Raw genomic sequence first — 18,422 nt, 5'->3', positions numbered from 1 at the left:
GTCTCTCCCATTTCCAGTAGACAGCGCGGCCTGAAGGCGACCGCACAAAGCTTGCCCTATTTGACAAGCCAACCTTCACGCTCAAACACCGCTCTGGCTCTCGCACTATCTTGATCGATATAAGTCTGAAGTTCAGACCCCTGCAAAAACAGATCGCCCTGCATGGTTTTCTGCAGATAGGCCTGCCATTCCGGCTTCTCGCGCACTTTCGACAGAAGATCGCGGAAATAGGCCTGTTGCTCTTCGGTTAATTTCGCTGCGGAAAAGATTGTTCGCGGAATCTCGTAGGATTGTATTTTGCTGCCCTGACTTGCACAGGTTGGAATATCTCCAAAGCCCTGCTCGTCATATACTTTGTTCGTGTCCTCAAGCTTGGCGTCTGCAAAAACGCAGATTGGCCTCACTGCCCCACCAGCCCACTGTCCCACATTTTCCGACGGGTTATTGGTATTGATGTCGATATGCCCGCCGGCCAGCTGTACAGCGGCTTCACTTCCACTCTTGAAAGGAATGTAAATGAAATTGCCGCCTGCCTCTGCCGCAATCATGCGCACGAGAATCTCATCACCGTCTTTGGACTGCGTGCCACCAGACTTCAAAGGTGCGGACTTATCTTTAGCGGCGTTCGCCACATCCTGATAGATCTTGTAGGCGCTATCTTTGTTGGCCCAGAGCAGGAAAACATCTCTGGCCATGCTGGCGACTGGTGTCAGATCGTCCATCGAATAGCCGACCCTTGCCTTCATTGGCAGCAGCCACGCATTATTGTTTCCGAACAATAGCTTATAAGGATCCTTGCCACCGGTGACACCATACATGAAGGCTTCGCTTCCAGCACCGGCTGGCTTATTCGTCACGACGACATCCACATCCGCCAAATCATACTTCTGAATTATAGACTGGATTGTGCGCGCAAACAGATCGGTCCCACCGCCCGGCCCCGCACCTGCCACGAATTCAAGATCCTGTGTCGGTTTCCATTCCGCCTGTGCGATGTCCGAAAACGACATAGCCGCGATCAATGCCAAAAATGCAGTCGAATAACGCATTCCATCCTCCCAGTGGTTTGCTTTCCATCAGTATTCCTGCTCATCCCAACAGATGAAGCAGAGGTACAATCATCCTTTTCCACGTCCCATCGACGTCGGCATTTTCAACAGTTCCGCTTTGCGTTCAGGCGACATCGAAAAGCCCAGCCCCGGAGTTTCCGGCAGAGCAATCTCACCTTCTCCCAGAGCTGTCAGTCCTTCAAAGACCCCTTTGCACAGTTCAACCGAGATCAGGTGCCATTCAACCAGACCGCCATTGGCCATGGCTGCGTGCAAATGCATATTATGAAAAGGAAATGCCCCGCCATTGTCGATTGTGGTGTTAAAAGCTTGCGCCATACCCGCGATCTTAGCGCCCATTGTATAGCCGCCACCGATACAGACATTCGGTTGCAAAACATCGACGGCCTGATGCATGAGAAGATCACGATACCGGAACAGCTGTCCCTCGTTCTGGCCCGCAGCTACCGGAATTCTAATCTTGCGGCGAAAGTCCGCCAGACTTCCAACATCGTTTCCACGCAGGGGCTCCTCGAAGAACCGAATATCGCAATCGGCAATCCGTTCTGCCAGAAGTTGCGCGTGAAATTTGTCCAAACTGCAATTGGCATCAATGAAGAGGTCGACATCGTCACCAACCGCCAGGCGCACTGCGCGAATTCTGGCCTCATCTTCGCGAATGACCGCATCAAGCGAACGACCACTATCACGACGCGCCAGCGCATGATGGCCAACGACCATTTTCAACCGTTTCTGCCCCTGCCGGGAGAGGTGAGCTGCCGCTTCCGCGAGTTCCTCCCGATCAAGCGCGGCGAAACCAAACGTTACATAGGTTTCGACCTTGCTGCGCGCACCACCCAACAGACGCCAAACCGGCATCTGCAGTTTCTTTCCCGCTATATCCCACAGTGCAATGTCGATTGCGGAGGCGACGTGACTTGCATAACCGGTTTGCCCACGAGGGCTGAGCAACCAATAAAGGCGTTCTGCCACGGCCTCACGCGACATTACAGGCATGCCGACAAGATTGGGTGCAACAAGGCTGTTGACGGCAGCGCTCACCACCTCTTCATCGGTAATCGCCGTAAAACCGTGTCCAATGGCACCGTCGGCGGTTTCAATCTCAACCACCACGGCAGACAATTCAGTCGAGCGATGAATTGCACCGATTTTCAACTCGCACGGCAGAAAGACCGGGATAGCCTCTACCCGCGCAATTGTATCGCCTGCTAAATCGCTTCTAACCAGCATATTCATGGCTTCCTCCCAAGTGCCGAGCAGTCATAATGCTCGACAACCATTCACGGCTTGACGTTGACCTCTACCAGCGCCAGCCCCTTGTTCGCTGACGCATGGGTGACAGCAGCCTCCAAAGCCGCCGGCAAATCTTCCGCTCGTTTAACGTGCTGTGCAAAAGCGCGACTGGCTTGTGCGACCATCGCAAAATCGGGTGTCGGTCCCAGAGAGGTCAGAGGCATGATATTGGCCTGCGCTGCATAGCCTTCCGGGTAAAGGTCGGCGACCGACTGCCGCACCGCACCCCATTCGGAATTGTTTACCACCACAACCACGATCGAAAGACCCAGGGCTTCTGCAATCTGATGACAGACCACAGGGTTGGCGAACATGTAGGAGCCATCGCCCATGGTCGCGACGACCAGTCGGTCAGCTTTTGCCAGTTTCATGCCCAGAGCGGCTGGAAACGACCAGCCCAAACCACCAGAATGCGGTTCCTGAAACCAGCTTCCATGCCTGTTCAATGTCAGCGGCTCCAACGGGCAACCGAGCTCCGACAGAACCGACGCTTCGTGGTTTTGTACAGCTCGCGAAAGGCAGAGACTGACATAATCCTTGGTTATACCGGAGTCCTGCCCGGTCTCAGCCTTGGAAATCACCTTTTCGCGTCGCGTGCGACAACGGCCCTGTGCGTCTTCGCGGCGGGTTTGGATATAATGGCCGCTTTCGACGCCCAACTCCTCCAAGGCCTTTTCCAACGCAACAAGAAAGGCACCAACCTCGCTGGTAATGGTCCGATCCGAAGGAAAATTCCGATATGGGAACCTTTCGTAGAGCGGATCCGCGCCGACCTGAAAAATCCGGCAATCTGCTTTCGGTTCATGGATTGCAGGAGACCACGGCGCCAGACAATCCAAGACGACGATCAGATCAGCATCGTTGATCCATGGCGCGATTTCCGCACCGGTCGAAAAAGGATGATCAGTCGCAAGTGCAAGCTGCACTGCCCAATACTGGCTGACGGGGATAGCCCAGTTTCGGGCTATGCGATCAAGGGCAGCAAAACCCTGTTCTGTCCCAGCACCTTTTTGCGCCACGAATAGCGGCCGCCGCGCATCCCGGATGGCTTGCGCCAGCTCAGCCACGCCATCAAAATCGAGCGCAGAAACAGACGACGCCACTCGACTGGGCGCGGTCAGGCCTTCATAGTCAACAACCTCGCACAACACTTCGCGCGGAACACTGACGTAAACCGGACCTCTCGGTGTGGAATTTGCAATGGCAAATGCCCGATCAACGACATCTGGTATCTGCTCCGGAAAGCGGAGTTCATAGTCCCATTTGGAAGCTTCACGGACCAGCGCATGCTGATCGCGCATCTCCTGCCCCCAACCGATGGGCACTGTTCGGGCACCGAACCGACCCTTTTCAAGCGTTGGCGTTCGCCCCGACAACAGCAGCATGGGGATTTGTTCCGCCGCGGCGTTGATGGCGCCCATGGCGCAATTTGCAAGGCCAACATTGGTGTGCGCCATCACCGCTTGAGGGCGGCCTGATGCGAGATAGTATCCATGCGCCATTGCGACAGCGGCTGACTCGTGGGGAATAACAAGCGCCTCCGGCAAAGCTATTCCATTCGCCTTGGCTTCAGCCAGCCCCTCAATGATCGGGGGAAAGTCAGTACCGGAATTGGCAAAAATATAATCCACGCCAACAGCTTTCAAACGCGCAAGGAGCGCACCTCCCGCGGTCATGGAATGGCTAGTCTGGGGACGAACATCCACGCGTTTTCCTCCTCCCGAGAATTTGCGTCTTGTTCTGCTTCTCGCAGATATTTCTATATGTGAAATTTATATTGCAATTAATGATAGGTATGTTACGCTTCGTTTGTCAACACGCTTCGGAATTTTGCGGATATCGCGTTCTGTAGGGAGAAAAATGCGTCATGAGCCAGGCCAATGGATCGGTTATTAAGGCCTTCCAGATATTGGACTTATTCGACGATCAGCTGCTCCAGATTGGATCAAGCGATGTCGTATCGCGCCTGGGGTTGAATACGATAACAGCGCACCGTTTTCTGAAAACCCTCGAAGCTGCAGGCGCACTCGTGGCGGTTTCGCGTGGACATTATCGACTGGGCTACAAACTGGCCGAACTGGGAAAACGCGCCGCCGGAGCAGACAATTTGCGCAGCGCCTTGCAGCCTGTGCTCGACCAACTGACGAAGGACGTTGGCGAAGCAACACTTGCGTCCAGTTTTGACGGTGAAAGCGCGATTTGTATCGCCCGTGCCTTGCCGGATCGGCCGATGTTCGTATCGATACAGCTTGGCAGTCATCTTGAAGCCTATGCCAGCGCGCATGGCAAATTGTGGCTCGCCCATTTAAGTGAAACCGCGCTTGATGCCTATCTTGAGCGCGTTGAGCTCAAGGCGATCAATGAGGGCTTTGTGCCAAACCGGTCGGGGCTCATCGCCGAACTGCAGGATATTCGAGAGTCCGGCCTTGCGTTTAATCGGGGTGAACGGGAGCCCGATGTCTATGCGCTGGCTGTGCCAGTCCTTAACCCCTCCGGCAAAATGATCTGCGGCCTTTCAGTCTTCAGTTCAAAAAGCCGGATGGAACCGCTGATCGCCAATGATCTCGCAGCCAAACTCCGGGCTGCCGCAAAGAAAGTGCAGATCGCCTTCTACGGAACGGCAACCCACGCCAGTTGAACACACCTCAATTCCAAAAATGGGAGGATTAGATGAATATTGGACTGCTGATAGATGGCCAGGATGTTCCGGCACTGGGCAGCGCGACCTTTACCCGTATTGACCCCGTCACCGGAGAAGAGGCCACTGTAGCGCCCGCCGCCCGGCAGCCTGATATCGACAGGGCCGTCAAGTCATCGGCAACAGCCTTCGCAGAATGGTCCGAAGTCGGCCCGAGCGAGCGCCGCACCATCCTGCTCAAAGCAGCAGATCTTCTCGAAGCCAGGATCGGCGAATTCACCGCCTGCGGCATCGCTGAAACCGGGGCGACTGCCCCGTGGATCGGATTCAACGTCGGGTTGGCTGCCAAAATCCTGCGCGAAGTCGCCGCCGCAACAACCCAGATCAAGGGCGAGATCATTCCATCCGATAAGCCTGGAACCCTTTCCATGGCCGTACGCGAACCTGTTGGCGTCATGGTTGGAATGGCGCCATGGAATGCCCCTGTCATTTTGGCGGTACGCGCCTTTGCGATGCCCATTGCCTGTGGCAATACGGTTGTTCTCAAATCGTCCGAGATGTGCCCGCGACTGCATCGCATGCTGGGCGACGTAATGATTGAAGCGGGTCTGCCAAAAGGTGTTCTCAATATTGTCAGCCACAGCGCTGATGACGCACCGGAAGTTGTCAACGCGCTTGTAACGCATCCTCTCGTTAAGCGGATCAACTTCACGGGTTCCACGCGGGTGGGGAAGATCATCGCTCTTGAAGCTGCCAAACACCTCAAGCCTGTGCTTCTAGAACTGGGAGGCAAGGCGCCATTGGTCGTACTGGATGATGCCGATCTTGATGGCGCCGTCAACGCGGCGATTTTCGGTGCCTTCATGAATCAGGGGCAAATCTGCATGTCCACCGAACGCATCATTGTCGATGAAAAAATCGCCGATGAATTCGTGACCAGGTTTACGGCACGGGCTTCAGCATTGCCAAGCGGCAATCCACGCGAGAAAGTCGCTCTGGGCGCTGTCGTCGCGCAAGGCACAGTTGATCGGGTGCTCGAACTGGTTGCCGATGCCAAAGAATCCGGTGCCACAATCACAACTGGGGGCACGGCAAGCGGAACAATCATGCCAGCCACGATTGTCGACAGGGTTACACCCGCAATGCGTCTGTTTCGCGAGGAGTCATTCGGACCGGTCGTCTGCGTGGTGCGCGCCCGCGATGACAATCATGCCGTCGAGCTTGCAAATGACACGGAGTATGGTCTGTCCTCTGCCGTATTCAGCCAGAATATCGACCGCGCGCTCAAGGTTGCGCGTAAAATTGATGCCGGCATTTGCCATATCAATGGGCCGACGGTGGGAGATGAACCACAAATGCCTTTCGGCGGCGTCAAAGACAGCGGCTCTGGTAGATTTGGCGGGTCCGCAGGCATAGACAGTTTTACCAATCTTCGATGGATCACAATCGAAGACCCCAAGCAGCATTATCCATTCTAGCATCAGCTCCATCAAACCGGAGCCATATCAGACCCGATATGGCTCCGGCCAGCATCTCAAGAGGTCCCTACATTACAGCCAGCAACATTGTTCGCCAAAGGCGTCCTACCTCTCAATCTAACCCAGGAGTGGTATCACGATGACCAAATTGACCCGACGCAATGTGAATACTCTTATCGGTACACTTATAGCCGGTGGCATAGCACCGAACAGCGCCTACACACGGAATTACGGTAGTGGCGGCACAAGACTGGCGATGACCAATATACGCATGCTGATAGGCCAGGAGATGTCTGGCCCCGGCGCGATCCTGATTGAGAATGGAACTATTTCAGCGGTCCTTAACGAAACGGACAATACGGCAGCAGCTTTGCAGAATGCGCAGATTGTCGATTATCAAGGACGATATCTGATCCCCGCATTCACCAGCAACCACGCCCATGTCGGGCTTATCAAGGGCACGACGGGCGGACGACATAATTTCACACCGGAAAACGCTTATGCAGCGTTACGCCAGTTTCAGGCTTACGGTATCGGCACGGTGGTTTCGCTGGGCATGACCCCCACGCCCGAGCCCAAAACCCGCGAAAACATGCGCAATAACCCGCAATACGGTGCGTCCTTCATGACAGCAGGTGCGGGAATATTTGCCCCTGACGGTCTGTCACCACGTCCGCAGATACCGGAAGAAGCGCGTCAGGTCGTTCGCCAAATGGCGCAGCAACCGATAGATATCATCAAGCTATGGATCGACACATTCGGACCTATCCAACCGATGAGCGAGGATTGTTTTCGCGCAGCAATCGATGAAGCACACCAACTGGGTTTCGCTGTCGCCGCCCATGTCTACACACTCCACCACGCCAAAAAGCTGGTCGCTGCGGGTGCTGATATTCTAGCCCACGGTGTTCGCGACGTTGAGATCGATCAGGAGTTTATCGATGCTCTTCGCGAGAAGGGTACGTGGTATATTCCAACGGTGCACATGGACGAAGCAACTTATATTTTCGCCGACCAGCCTTCGCTACTGGAAAACCCCTTCCTGCAATCGGCTTTAAGCCCTGAACTGAAAGACCAGTTTTCCAGCGCAGAATGGCGCGAAAAGACAGCTACCAGCGAACGGGCACAAAAAGCGCGACGAGATGTGGAAATGAACCTCCGCAATTTGTCAAAATTGATAGAGGCTGGCGGTGTAAAATTCGGCTTTGGTGCGGATGCAGGTGCATTTCCAGAACGTATACCTGGCTTCGCCGAACATCGCGAGTTGGAACATCTGGTCAATGCAGGACTCTCGCCCGTTCAGGCAATCGGCGTAGCAACCGAGCAGGCCGCGGCGCTGCTGAAATTGACCGACAGGGGCAAGATTGCCGAAGGACAGCGGGCCGATCTGATCGTCCTTGATGCCAACCCGCTGGATGACATCACCAATACGCGAAAAATTCATGCCGTCTGGCAACAGGGCGAGCTGGTTTCCCTCGGCACTCCGTAATCGGCAGACTGTGTCGCATTCAACCGCCGCCAGATCGGTCTCATAGCCTCGTCTATATCGTTAAAAAGGGCATAGCGCCGGGCGTAATGCCCTTCCAGCGACGCGTCCGGAAGGTAATGCCGCTCGGCCTTGACCATGGCGGCTGCACCTTCGCTGAAATCGGCAAAAAGCCCGACACCGGTTCCGGCGGCAATCGCCGCTCCGAGCGCACCAGTTTCACGCGAACGGCTGACGGATACAGGAAGGCCGAGTATGTCCGCGAATATCTGAGGCCATATCAGGCTGCGAGCCCCACCGCCTGAAAGCACGGCTTCGTTGAACACGGCACCCGCTCTACGAATCCTCTCGACATGCTGGCGATGACCGAAAGCCACACCTTCGAGAAGCGCCCGAACAAGATGTCCTTTGGTGTGCCAACCCGCGATACCGTAGAAACCAGCGCGAGCGTGACCGTCTTGCTGGGCACCATAGAGGTAGGGATGATAAAGCGGATCGTCCGCTGCTGGCGTGATCGCTCCGGCCAAGGCACAGCACGCATCGAAGGGTGAACCACCGTCCGCATTCTCACCTTCGAAGAACTCCTTGACCAGCCATTCCAGATTGGCGGCCGAGGTCGCGCTGTTCTCCATCGCCATGTAGCGGGTACGATCAAATGTCGAGGACATGAATACCGGTTCATTGAGGTCCGGTCCGTCGATAATGACCTGATTGATGCTCCAGGTGCCTGCAATGATTGAGGCGCTACCGGTGCGCGAGACGCCTGAGCCGAGCGCCGAAGCGACAACGTCGAATAGCCCCCCAACCACCGGCGTTCCCGCAGCGAGCCCCGTCTGCGCCGCAACTTCTTGCGTGACAGTACCCGCGATATCAGCGCTTTCGATCAGCGGAGGAAGGAGGTCGATACAATCTTCAAGGCCATAGGCTGCCATCAAGGTCTTGTCATAGCGGCGCGTCGCCAGATTGAGCAGACCCGCGCCGGACATGTCCGAAACCTCGCTGACGCGTTGGCCAGTCAGGCGATTGACGACGAAATCCTTCGAGAAGAACACCGTGCCGATGTTGCTGAACAACTCCGGCCGGTTTCGTTTCAACCATGCAAGCAAGGTCGGCGTCTGCGATGGCCAGGGGCGCTGGCGCGCGATCGGCTGGGTGCGCTCGCCCACACCCCGAGCGGCCCATTGCTCGACCAGCCCGGTCGCACGCGTATCGATCGACTGGATGCCGATGAGCGGCGCGCCATCCCGGTCCAGCGCATAAAGTCCGTTGCCATGGCCTGCGCAACCGATTGCGATAATTTCAGCCGGCGATATCCCTGCACGCTCGATACAGCTACGGATCACGTGCCGTGCGTTCGTCCATAGCTCATCCAGACCACGCTCTACATGGCCCGGGCATGGCATGCGGTTGCGTCCCTCCTCGGAAGCAGCCGCAATTTCATTACCTGTTCGGTCGAAGATCACCGCCTTGATAACGGTGTTTCCAGCGTCGAGCCCTAAAAGATATTCTCCCATACAGAACCCCTCCCAAGGTCCAAAATCTCTGCTTTAGCCCTTCAGATAAAGTTCGAATGCCTCTTCTCCGCTCGCATTCCCATGGATAAGGGCCATCAACCCTCGCACGACCGCATTGGGATTGGCATGCTGATAAATGTTGCGCCCATAGACCATGCCCAACGCACCTTGCCGCATCAAGTTCGCAGATTTGTCGAACACCGCACGAAGATCTTCCTTGCCGCCACCGCGCACCAGAACCGGGCACCGTGCGGCTTCGACCACGCGGTGGAAATCTTCCACATTATTCGTCGGGTCCGCCTTGATGATATCCGCGCCCATTTCGCGCGCAAGCCGCGTCAACGTCACAATTTTTTCGGCATCACCGTCGACCATATAGCCGCCCTTTTCGGTGACCGGCTGCATGACCAGTGGCTCGATCATAAGCGGCATTCCGTATTTGTCGCAATCGGCTCGCACGCGGGAAATGTTCTGCACACATTGACGGAACAACTCAGGCTCGTCCGGCAGCATGAAGAGGTTGACGACGACGCAAGCCGCATCCATCTCGATTGCACCGATCAACGGCTCTGCTTCGTTCTGCAACACCGCCCACATGTCACGGTGGCGGATGCGATTATAGGGGTTGCCCATATCGATACGCATGACCAAAGCCGGTTTGTCCTTCCCCGGAATGTCCTGTAGAAGGTCTGACTGGCCGTAATTCATCTGGATCGCATCCGGTGCGGCCTCGACCAACGCCTTGACGACAGACTGAATATCTTCCAGCCCATCCAGAAAGGACGGCTCGTTGCAGACGCCGTGATCGATAGCTACGTCAAGGCAGCGCCCGCCGCCAAACAGCCTGTTCATCCGGACTTTGCTATTGTGTCGCATTCTGTACTCCTTTGTTCGTTCCTTGCGGAAAGCATGATTTCGCTGACGCCGTGACGCTCGCTGAGAAGGTTGAGAAAACGGGCGCGCTCAATGGCACGCTGTGTGGTGGTCCAGCGCTTTTCTTGAGAAAGCAGGTCGAGAACGGCATCCATCATGTCGAGCGAAAGCTCACCCGAAACGGCCAGCGTCGTTCGTCGCAAAAGCAGATCATCGAGATGTTCGACTGCCTCGTCCCGGATCAGGAACAGGATTTCACGCTCGGAATAACCGGGGTGTGGCAGTGGCCTTTCCGGTCCTGCAGTGATGAAGTCGGTGACTGTCTCGGCATGCGTACCATAACGCTCGAACAATTGAGCCATGCGCACCTCGGACATACGCCTCGCTGTCGCCAGGCCAGCCAGCCAAACCGGCGCGTTTGTGGGAAATGCGCGACCGCCGCCGATTGCGCGATCAGTTGTCGAAACAAGTCGTTGCCGACCAAGCTTTTCCAGAACGATATCTGCTGCCATTTCACCAAACGAGCGGAATGTCGTCCATTTCCCACCGATCATGCACAACACTGACGGGCCGTCGTCGCTCTGTTCGATGACCTTACAGAAATGGTCCCGTGGAATGCGACCGGTAAAGCTGTCAGTGCTGGTGGGCAATGGCCTTACGCCAGAAAACTGGAAGACGATCTCGTCAGGCCTGATCCTGATGTCTGGCAGGACGAAGGCGAGTGATTGCAGGATATAGTCACGCTCATCCGCCTCGCAACGCACCGCTTCGGGATTGTTCACCCGGATATCCGTGGAGCCGACCAGAACCTTGCCGAGATAGGGAAAGAGGATGCAAATTCGCCCATCCTCGTTCTCGTAATAAATCATGTGATCGGCAAGCGCGTCACGCAATTGCGCATTGTCGATGATCAGATGCGAGCCCTTCGTGCCGCCCATCAAGGGCGCCGGGCGCGCTCGCGGGGAAAAAAGTGTTTCATTGGCAATGTCGATCCAGCCGCCAGTAGCGTTGATGATCAACGCCGGATCGATGGCAACAGAGGTGCCACCGAGATGGTCTTCAACGCGATAGCGCCCATCCTCTGTGCGGCGCAGTTCTGCGTAATTCAACGCCCAAACATCACCGCCCGCCTCCAAACCATCCCTCAGCAGTTCGATCCCCAATCTCTCTGGATGGCTCACCCAGGCGTCAAAATAGGTTGCGGAACTTTTGATATTGCGGTTGAGCGCGGGCCATTTTTTGAGCGTCGTGCGACGACCGCGAAACTGGTGACGCGGCATCAGTGCCCGCTTTCGCGTCAGGAAATCATAGATGCAGAGGCCTGCTTTGATTGCGAGGGCACCGCGGCGACTGGGCCGTCGGCTTAACCCCAGGAACCGGACGATGCCGTTGCCAAGACCGGAGAAGATATCGAACACAGGTACTGTCGTCGGGAGCGGCGCAACATAATGCGGCGCATTGCGTAGCAGACGGTCACGCTCGGCCAGCGACTCCTTCACAAGCTTGAACTCGCCATTTTCCAGATAGCGAAGCCCTCCATGGACCATGCGTGAGAGGGCCGAACTGGCGCCCGAGCAATAATCGTGCTTCTCCACCAGCAATACATTTAGCCCTTGCAACGCGAGTTCCCGGAAGACGCTGACGCCATTGATGCCGCCGCCAATCACGCACACGTCCACCTTCGGGATCTGGCGGATCCCGTCCAATATCTCTTCACGCTTCATGATGGCGATCCGTTACCTGTCCATGTCAGTCAGTTTCACCGCTATGGCCGTATCGATGGCGGCAAGATCGGCAGCGTCCAGCCGGATTGTTCCAGCCCGTGCATTGTCCATCGCCTGTGCCGGGTTACGCGCTCCACAGAGCGCAAAGGTCACGCCGGGCTGCGCAAGCGTCCAGGCGATCACCGTTTGAGCGATACTGGCACTGTGCTTTTCAGCAACCGGTCGGATCGTTTCGGCAAATGCCGTCGCCTTCTGCCGATTGCCGACGGAGAAGCGCGGATTGTCCTTGCGCTGATCGTCGCCAGAAAACACCCGGTCCGCACCTATCGCGCCGGACAAGAGCCCTAACGCCAGCGACGAATAGCTCAATGTCGCGATGCCCTTGTCCCGGGTGAGCGGCAAAAGGTCGGCTTCGATTTCACGATCGATCATGCTGTATCGTTCTTGAATGGCATCCAGACCGCCAACCGCAATATAGGCATCAAGATCATGGCGACTGACATTGCTCGCTCCAATCGCCCGGATCTTGCCGGAGGTTCGAAGATCCTCCAGCGCCCGCATCGTCTCCTCAACCGGTGTCGTCGGGTCCTGCCAATGGGTGATGTAAAGGTCGATATAGTCGGTTCCAAGCCTTCTCAGGCTTTCTTCAACCTCGTGCTGGATCGCATCGCGACCGAGGTATCGGTGGACCGGCTTGCCGTCCTGATCGAAAAAGTGCCGCCCCTTTCGCGTATGCCAGACAAGGCCGCATTTGGTGGCAATAACCGCCTTCTCGCGGCGTCCGGCCAATGCCTTTCCGACGATCTCTTCGGAGCGGCCAAGCCCATAGGCTGGCGCAGTGTCAATCAGCGTGACACCGGCATCGAGCGAAGCCTGTATCGCAGCGATAGATTCTTTTTCGTCGGTGCCGCCCCACATCCAGCCGCCGATCGCCCAGGTTCCCAGCCCGACTGCCGAAGCGAAGACGCCGGACTTGCCGATCTCTCTTATCAACTGTTGCCCGCTCATATCCATTTCCCCTCGCCATTCGCCAGTTCCAATACCCGAGCGCCCGTTGCCTCGTCAGTCACCAGCGTATCCAGATGATTGCCGCGCAGAACGCTGAGGATCGGCGCTGCCTTGTTCGGCCCGCTCGCCACACCGATCTTGGTCGGGATCGAAGCGAATTCGGGCAGCGTCAATGACACCAGCGAACGGTTGAGGCTGTAGTCGCAGACCTGCCCCCGATCATCGAGCAGATGTGCAAGAAGTTCGCATGCCGCGCCAGAACGCTCGATTGCAGCGCGATCCGTGCTGGAAGATGGGTGCAGGTCGTAATAGCTTGAATCATCAGTCAGGATCGAACCGATGCCGACCACTGCGATCTTGGCTTCGCGCGCTCGTTCGAACACGTCGGCAACAGAGCGCATATTCATCAGCATGTCACGCTCAGCCGCACTATCGGCAAACAGCGGCGCATGGATTTGGTAGGAGTGACCGCCCAGCCGATCCGCCATCAACGTTGAGACGTGATTGACGTCGGTATAATGCTTTCCCTGCACACAACCGGTCGCCGGGATCACCTCCACAGCGAAGGGCCGCTGCGCCTGAAGCCCGGCCACTACGGCACTGACGCCCTTGCCACCGGTGATGCAGATCGTATCTCCGTCGGTAATCTCTTCAAGCAGCAAACGGGCTGCCGCCTCACCAACCGCCTGAAGAGCCGTTTGCGGATTGTCAGACACGGTCGGTACGATCACGGCACGACCGATGCCGCCGAGCGCCAGAAGCTGTTCCTCCATGTCGACCAGCGGTTCGACGGGCGACTTGATCTTGATTTCGACGAGGCCGAGCTGGCGACCACGCTTGATGAGGCGGTTTACCGTCGCATGCGAGATGCCAAGCTGGTCGGCAATTTGCGCCTGTGTCAATCCTTCGAGAAAATGCAGGACCAGGGCCTGATGCATCTGCCTTGCGACGACAATTTCCTCGCGCGGCGCGTTAGCGGGTTTCCGTTTGGCAATCGGCATGTCAGGCAGCCTTCCGCTTATGAAGGAAATGGTCAATCGATACGGCGGCAAGCAGAATGCAACCCTTGATCATGTCTTGCCAATAGACAGAGACGTTTAGCAAGATCAGCGAACTTGTGACCACCGAAAGCAGGGCAATACCGAGAATTGCCCCCAGGATCGTGCCTGAGCCCCCACTCAACGAGGCGCCCCCGATCACGGCAGCGGCAATGATGTTGAGTTCCATGCCAACACCGAAGGTGGGCGTCGCTGCACCGAAGCGGGACATGTAGATAACGCCTGCCACACCCGACAGCGTGGCGCAAAGTACTGTTACCCAGAATTTCACCTGATTGGTCTTGATGCCGGAATAGAGCGCTGCCTTCTCGTTGCTGCCGGTGTAGAAAACCTTGCGGAAGGCCGTTGCACGACGCAGCAGGAAATCGAAAAATACGACCACGGCGACGAAGATCAGAATGACAATCGGGACGCCCTGAAACGTGCCCTGCCCGATCGCCTTGAACGATGGCGGCAAGGTGAAGAGCGACAGCGGGGTGCCTTTGGTTATGATCAGGCAGACGCCGCGTACGATCACCATCGCTGCCAGCGATGTGATGAAGTGGTTCAAGCCCACGACCGTAACGAAGAAACCCATGACACAGCCGATCAATCCGCTGGCGATAATGCCGATCAGCGATGCGCTCCAGGGGTCGAGCCCCATCAGAAACAATGTCCCCGAAAGAACCATCGAGAAGCAGACGACCGAACCCACCGACAGGTCGATGCCGCCGACGATCAACAAGATCGTCATACCAACAACGACAATGCCTTCTACCGAAAACGACATCAGCATGGCCCGAAAATTGCCAAATGTCAGGAAGTGCGGCGACGCGAAGCTCATGGCGATGCAAAGCGCCAGAATGATCGCGATCAGTCCCGCTTCGCGCATCGTGCCCAGCCGTTTCCAGCCTGAGGCGCCTTTTCCATAGGTTGTTGTCACTGTTGCGCTCGTCATGACCGTCTTCCCAGCCCCTGTTTCCTGTTCATGCGACATGCTGTGATGCCTTCGAATTCTTGGGGTCATCAATGCCCGACGCAAGCCGCATGATCGCTTGTTCCGTCATCGCTTCGCCCTCGACTTCACCCATAACCCTACCCTCCCGGATGACCAGCACCCTGTCGCAAAGGCCGAGAAGTTCCGGCAGTTCCGATGAAATCACAATGATGCCAATTCCGGAGCGCGCGAGATCACGCAGCAGCCGGTGGATTTCCGATTTCGCACCAACATCGATGCCTCGCGTCGGTTCGTCCATCAGGATGACCTTCGGATTGACCGCCAGCTGCTTGGCTATGGCCACCTTCTGCTGATTGCCGCCCGAAAGCGACGAGACAGGCATGCCGATCCCGCCCATTCGCACGCCGAGCCGACGGGTGAGTTCTTGTGCGCGTTCGGCTTCAGCCTTGGAGTTCAATAGACCTAGCGGTCCGGTCAGCGATTTCAGGTCCAGGACAGCAATGTTTTGGGCAATAGAAAGATCGAGGAAGACCCCGGAACCCTTCCGGTCTTCCGAGAGATAGACAACCCCCGCCTGCACTGCGTCGGCGTAAGACTTCGCCCGAAGCTTCTGCCCATACAGAAACACCTCGCCCTCGTGAACAGGGCGCAATCCGCAGATGCCTTCGGCGATTTCGGTACGTCCCGATCCAATCAGCCCACCAACACCCAGAATTTCGCCTTGTCGCAAGTTGAAACTGACGTCTTTGAAACGGCTGTTGTCCCCAAGACCACGGACACTCAGAACGGTTTCTTCCGTACGCTCTTCCAAAGCCTGCTTTTCAGGATAGAGCTGCGTAATCTCGCGACCGACCATACGACGCACGATATCATCCGGCGTCAGGTCCGCGACGTTCTCTGTCGAAACATAGCGCCCATCGCGCAGCACGGTGACCCGATCACACAGGCTGAAGATTTCGGCCATGCGGTGGCTGATATAGATGATCGATATTCCCTGGGATTTCAGGTTTCGGATAATACCGAACAGAACCTTTGTCTCGGCTTCCGTCAGCGCCGCCGTTGGTTCATCGAAGATCAGAACTTTGCAATCGAGCGTCAATGCTTTTGCAATTTCGACCAGTTGCTGGTTGGAGATCGACAGTTCCGAGACCTTGCGGCGCACATCAATCGGTGCCAGCCGGTCCATCACTGCCTGCGCGGTCCGCTGTAACTCGGCGTAGTTCATGAAGGGCGAACGGCGACGATCTGTTGTCGCCATGAACATGTTCTCGGCCACGGTCACATCGGGGCAGAGCGCAATTTCCTGATGGACAAGACCAAGCCCAAGAGCCTGCGCAATGGTGGGCGACGTTACCCGGACCGGCGAACCCTCTACGCGGATTTCGCCTTCTGTCGGCTGCACCACACCGGCAATGATGTTCATGAGCGTCGACTTCCCCGCGCCATTTTCGCCGCAGATCGCATGAACTTCGCCCTTCGCGAGGCTGAAGTTCACGTCCGTTAACGCTTTCACCGCACCGAAATGCTTGCTCACGTTGCGGATTTCCAAAACGGACACAGACACCATGACATGCTCCTCCCCAAGCGTGCGGTGGCCATACGGAACTTAACCATCCCGGATGGCCGACACAAAAGGTTACTCGTCGATCCCTTTGGTGCCCCGCCGCTTCAGGTACTTGTCCCAATAAAAGTCGTCCGCATTCTCTGCCGTAACAATCGACAGCCCATTGTCGACGAATGGAATGCTCATCGGATTGAAGCCGGAACGCTTGGAGTCGTTCATCGGGTCAATGAGTTCGGGATGTTTGGCGAGCCACAGCATAAAGAAGCCCATATAGCCTTGCATGCCCTGATTAGGGTTGATCGAGCCGAACACTTGTCCAGCCTTGATCATATCGAGAATGTTGGCATTGACGTCGGCACACATGACGAGGATCTTGCCGCCGCTTTCCTGATTGGCCTGGGAGGCTCCGATCGCCGAGTTGGCTTCCGGCATGAAAACCGCGCCCAGGTTTGGGTGTGCCTGAACCAGACTCATAAGCCCCTGATAGGCCTTGTTAGGGTCCTGGTTGGAGGCCGCCCGACCAACGAGCTTCATGTCTGGATATTTTTCATCCATCCGGGCGATGAAAGCCGCTATGCGCTTGTCATGGTTATCCTGACCCGGATTTTCGAGAACGGCATATTCGCCCTTGCCACCCATCTTCTTTGCAATCGCGTCAGCGGCATAGGTGCCTTCGCGGGTATTGTCCGAAGTGATGAACGAAATACGTTTCGAGAGTGGTGAGTCCGCAGCGAAAGTGACGACGGCAGTGCCCTGATCAATCGCCCGGTTGATCGGCTCAACGAAGGGGTCCGAGTTCATCGGGTGGACAAGAATGCCCGCCGGATTTTGGGCCAGCGCCTGATCGAAGGTAGCGATCTGCTTGTTGACGTCATATTCCGGCGTGCCGGTATAGGCTGTCTCGCAACCGAACTGCTGACCGGCTTGTTTGAACATTTCGTAAACCGGGAACCAATATTCGACGCCCGAAACCATGACGTTCATGACATATTTTTCGCCCGGCTTGCAGCGAAACGGGTTTTCCGTTTCCGCCCTTGCCACGCCGGTGAATAGCGTCGTTGCTAGGATCGCCGCTGCGGATGTGCTTAGAAAATTGCGCAAGTTCCCTCCTTGAGGCCGAAGCCCCTCCCAATATCCTTTGTCGCCCTACCGAGCGGCCGATGAACCCTGAAGACCGAACCTCCTCCTCGAAATCCGGTAAAGCCAGATAATCGGAAGAAATTTGCTATGTCAATATAATTCACATAATGAAATATATTTCACACCACTCCGAGAAGCGTCGAGTACAAGTTGCTAATCCTGCGCGGGAAAAATCTTTGATGTTGTTATAAGCGCTGATGAGGAAGGCAGGCATGCGTGACGCGGATATGTGGCAGAACCATCAAGCAAAGTAGAATGATGGTGAAACGCCTATTGAATAGATGCGGTGCAAGCGGCACTAAAGCATGTCGCTGTTAACCGGATTCGGGATTCCCGTTTGGCTTGATCTGTGATTCACTTGTCTCATGGAAGGAGATGCACCATGGGCAAGCCGCATCCGATTGAGTTGCGTGAGCGTGTCGTTGCGTTTGTGAATGAGGGCAATAGTCACCGGGAAGCCGCTCGGCATTTCCGTGTTTCGCCTCGGTTCGTCAACAACATGATGATCCTGTATCGGTCATCCGGCTGTCTGGCCGCCGCCAGGCAGGGCCACCCGCCTGGAAGTGTGAAGCTTTTGGCTCATGGTGATTGGGTCCGCGAGTAGATGTCCGCCCGTGGCGAAACGACTTTGGACGAACT

At 56.3% G+C, this 18,422-nt stretch carries 15 protein-coding genes; 4 read left to right on the top strand and 11 right to left on the bottom strand.

From position 1 onward, the window contains the following. Positions 1–56: 56 nt before the first annotated feature. The 3 genes from D8666_RS09650 to D8666_RS09640 form a co-directional block, all read right to left on the bottom strand. Positions 57–1,049 (bottom strand): tripartite tricarboxylate transporter substrate binding protein, encoded by a 993-nt coding sequence (locus D8666_RS09650; RefSeq protein ID WP_121537488.1) that lies wholly within the window; start codon positions 1,047–1,049, stop codon positions 57–59. 69 nt (positions 1,050–1,118) lie between these two features. Further along, the gene (locus tag D8666_RS09645; RefSeq protein WP_235858918.1) at positions 1,119–2,306 is read right to left on the bottom strand and encodes a mandelate racemase/muconate lactonizing enzyme family protein; all 1,188 of its coding nucleotides are present in this window, start codon (positions 2,304–2,306) and stop codon (positions 1,119–1,121) included. A 44-nt stretch (positions 2,307–2,350) separates the two neighbouring features. Next, positions 2,351–4,069: a thiamine pyrophosphate-requiring protein gene (locus D8666_RS09640; protein ID WP_328589812.1), complete on the bottom strand. Its 1,719-nt coding sequence runs from the start codon at positions 4,067–4,069 to the stop codon at positions 2,351–2,353. 161 nt (positions 4,070–4,230) lie between these two features. On the opposite strand from D8666_RS09640, the gene D8666_RS09635 reads away from it, so the two are divergent. The 3 genes from D8666_RS09635 to D8666_RS09625 all read left to right on the top strand — a co-directional run bounded on the left by D8666_RS09635 (position 4,231) and on the right by D8666_RS09625 (position 7,968). Further along, entirely contained in the window at positions 4,231–5,001 is a 771-nt protein-coding gene (locus D8666_RS09635; protein WP_109366261.1) for an IclR family transcriptional regulator, read from the top strand. 32 nt (positions 5,002–5,033) lie between these two features. Beyond that, positions 5,034–6,479: an aldehyde dehydrogenase gene (locus D8666_RS09630; protein ID WP_121537484.1), complete on the top strand. Its 1,446-nt coding sequence runs from the start codon at positions 5,034–5,036 to the stop codon at positions 6,477–6,479. 139 nt (positions 6,480–6,618) lie between these two features. Continuing rightward, entirely contained in the window at positions 6,619–7,968 is a 1,350-nt protein-coding gene (locus D8666_RS09625; protein ID WP_109366263.1) for an amidohydrolase family protein, read from the top strand. Here D8666_RS09625 and D8666_RS09620 read toward each other — a convergent pair. The 8 genes from D8666_RS09620 to D8666_RS09585 all read right to left on the bottom strand — a co-directional run bounded on the left by D8666_RS09620 (position 7,920) and on the right by D8666_RS09585 (position 17,744). Further along, a complete protein-coding gene (locus D8666_RS09620; protein WP_121537482.1) occupies positions 7,920–9,479 on the bottom strand; it encodes an FGGY-family carbohydrate kinase in 1,560 nt (519 codons plus the stop codon). The two genes, D8666_RS09625 and D8666_RS09620, sit on opposite strands and share 49 nt — an antisense overlap. Positions 9,480–9,512: 33 nt before the next feature. Continuing rightward, on the bottom strand, positions 9,513–10,355 hold the full coding sequence (locus D8666_RS09615) for a class I fructose-bisphosphate aldolase (protein WP_121537944.1): 843 nt from the start codon (positions 10,353–10,355) through the stop codon (positions 9,513–9,515). Continuing rightward, positions 10,328–12,076, bottom strand: a complete 1,749-nt coding sequence (locus tag D8666_RS09610) for a glycerol-3-phosphate dehydrogenase/oxidase (protein WP_121537480.1) — start codon at positions 12,074–12,076, stop codon at positions 10,328–10,330. The genes D8666_RS09615 and D8666_RS09610 overlap by 28 nt, the downstream gene beginning before the upstream one ends. A 12-nt stretch (positions 12,077–12,088) precedes the next feature. After that, positions 12,089–13,084 carry an aldo/keto reductase gene (locus D8666_RS09605; RefSeq protein ID WP_109366267.1) on the bottom strand — a complete coding sequence of 332 codons (996 nt, stop codon included), beginning with the start codon at positions 13,082–13,084 and terminating at the stop codon, positions 12,089–12,091. Continuing rightward, complete coding sequence (locus D8666_RS09600; protein WP_109366268.1) at positions 13,081–14,085, bottom strand: sugar-binding transcriptional regulator; 1,005 nt, start codon at positions 14,083–14,085, stop codon at positions 13,081–13,083. Before D8666_RS09600 ends, D8666_RS09605 begins: the two co-directional genes overlap by 4 nt. 1 nt (position 14,086) lies before the next feature. Further along, positions 14,087–15,079, bottom strand: coding sequence for an ABC transporter permease (locus D8666_RS09595; protein WP_109366269.1), 993 nt, complete (start codon positions 15,077–15,079; stop codon positions 14,087–14,089). 28 nt (positions 15,080–15,107) lie between these two features. After that, positions 15,108–16,646, bottom strand: coding sequence for a sugar ABC transporter ATP-binding protein (locus D8666_RS09590; RefSeq protein ID WP_109366270.1), 1,539 nt, complete (start codon positions 16,644–16,646; stop codon positions 15,108–15,110). Positions 16,647–16,715: 69 nt separating this feature from the next. Then, positions 16,716–17,744 carry a substrate-binding domain-containing protein gene (locus D8666_RS09585; protein ID WP_121537478.1) on the bottom strand — a complete coding sequence of 343 codons (1,029 nt, stop codon included), beginning with the start codon at positions 17,742–17,744 and terminating at the stop codon, positions 16,716–16,718. 421 nt (positions 17,745–18,165) lie between these two features. Here D8666_RS09585 and D8666_RS09580 point away from each other — a divergent pair, with 421 nt between their 5' ends. Beyond that, positions 18,166–18,387 (top strand): helix-turn-helix domain-containing protein, encoded by a 222-nt coding sequence (locus D8666_RS09580; RefSeq protein WP_235858917.1) that lies wholly within the window; start codon positions 18,166–18,168, stop codon positions 18,385–18,387. Positions 18,388–18,422: the final 35 nt, after the last annotated feature.

Origin of the sequence: Ochrobactrum soli (assembly GCF_003664555.1) — a bacterium.
In the GTDB taxonomy this organism is placed as follows: Bacteria; Pseudomonadota; Alphaproteobacteria; order Rhizobiales; family Rhizobiaceae; genus Brucella; species Brucella teleogrylli.
The sequence above is the reverse complement of the archived record's forward strand: the minus strand, read 5'-3'. Positions and strand labels throughout refer to the sequence as shown.

Bases quoted from the DNA above. Each gene is read 5' to 3' on its own strand.
- D8666_RS09650 (WP_121537488.1), bottom strand. From the start codon at position 1,049: ATGCGTTATTCGACTGCATTTTTGGCATTGATCGCGGCTATGTCGTTT.
- D8666_RS09645 (WP_235858918.1), bottom strand. From the start codon at position 2,306: ATGAATATGCTGGTTAGAAGCGATTTAGCAGGCGATACAATTGCGCGG.
- D8666_RS09635 (WP_109366261.1), top strand. From the start codon at position 4,231: ATGAGCCAGGCCAATGGATCGGTTATTAAGGCCTTCCAGATATTGGAC.
- D8666_RS09630 (WP_121537484.1), top strand. From the start codon at position 5,034: ATGAATATTGGACTGCTGATAGATGGCCAGGATGTTCCGGCACTGGGC.
- D8666_RS09625 (WP_109366263.1), top strand. From the start codon at position 6,619: ATGACCAAATTGACCCGACGCAATGTGAATACTCTTATCGGTACACTT.
- D8666_RS09620 (WP_121537482.1), bottom strand. From the start codon at position 9,479: ATGGGAGAATATCTTTTAGGGCTCGACGCTGGAAACACCGTTATCAAG.
- D8666_RS09615 (WP_121537944.1), bottom strand. From the start codon at position 10,355: ATGCGACACAATAGCAAAGTCCGGATGAACAGGCTGTTTGGCGGCGGG.
- D8666_RS09610 (WP_121537480.1), bottom strand. From the start codon at position 12,076: ATGAAGCGTGAAGAGATATTGGACGGGATCCGCCAGATCCCGAAGGTG.
- D8666_RS09605 (WP_109366267.1), bottom strand. From the start codon at position 13,084: ATGAGCGGGCAACAGTTGATAAGAGAGATCGGCAAGTCCGGCGTCTTC.
- D8666_RS09600 (WP_109366268.1), bottom strand. From the start codon at position 14,085: ATGCCGATTGCCAAACGGAAACCCGCTAACGCGCCGCGCGAGGAAATT.
- D8666_RS09595 (WP_109366269.1), bottom strand. From the start codon at position 15,079: ATGACGAGCGCAACAGTGACAACAACCTATGGAAAAGGCGCCTCAGGC.
- D8666_RS09590 (WP_109366270.1), bottom strand. From the start codon at position 16,646: ATGGTGTCTGTGTCCGTTTTGGAAATCCGCAACGTGAGCAAGCATTTC.
- D8666_RS09580 (WP_235858917.1), top strand. From the start codon at position 18,166: ATGGGCAAGCCGCATCCGATTGAGTTGCGTGAGCGTGTCGTTGCGTTT.